This window comes from Actinacidiphila sp. bgisy167, assembly GCF_965342175.1.
Lineage (GTDB): Bacteria > Actinomycetota > Actinomycetes > Streptomycetales > Streptomycetaceae > Actinacidiphila.
The window spans coordinates 1-603 of sequence record NZ_CBDRBL010000233.1 but is presented as its reverse complement, the minus strand read 5'-3'; the positions used below and the strand labels follow the sequence as shown (position 1 = coordinate 603).

Sequence of the window (603 nt, the reverse complement as noted above, 5' to 3'; positions counted from 1 at the left end):
TTTCAACTGGGTGTCAGTGGGCTTGTGTATTTTTTCCCAGCGCATGCCCATTCTGTCGAGTTCGGCCCGCGTGGCGTCGTCAACCTTCGTGTGCTCGCTGCGTACATCCTTAAGCCAGATTCCGAGAGGTACAGGCTCGCCGTCGACCGGCTCCCTATGCTTTTGCGGTACCTTGAGGTTGCCTTCTCTTTCGTAGAACTGCTTGGCGGCTTTCAGCTTCAACTGGGTGTCAGTGTTGCGGTGTATTTGCTCCCAGCGCATGTCCATTCTGTCGAGTTCGGCCCGCGTGGCGTCGTCAACCTCCGTGTGCTCGCGGCGTATATTCGCGATCCAGTATCCGAGATTTACATCCTCGTCGTCGACCGGCTCCTTCCAGTCGGACGGGACCTCGAGGTTGCGTTCTCTCTCGTAGAACTGTTTGGCGGCTTTCAGCTTCAACTGGGTGTCAGTGTCGCGTATTTTATCCCAGCGCATGCCCATTCTGTCGAGTTCGGCCCGCGTGGCGTCGCCAACCGGCCTGTGGCCGCTGCGTACCTGCGCGAGCCAGCTTCCGAGATTTACATCCTCGTCGTCGACCGGCTCCTTCCAGTCGGACGGGACGTT

At 58.5% G+C, this 603-nt stretch carries 1 protein-coding gene; it reads right to left on the bottom strand.

What is annotated here, in order from left to right; all coding sequences use genetic code 11:
* Nucleotides 1-603, bottom strand: a 603-nt coding sequence (locus tag ACRWND_RS30935; RefSeq protein ID WP_431955308.1) for a helicase associated domain-containing protein, incomplete at both ends; no start/stop codon positions are given.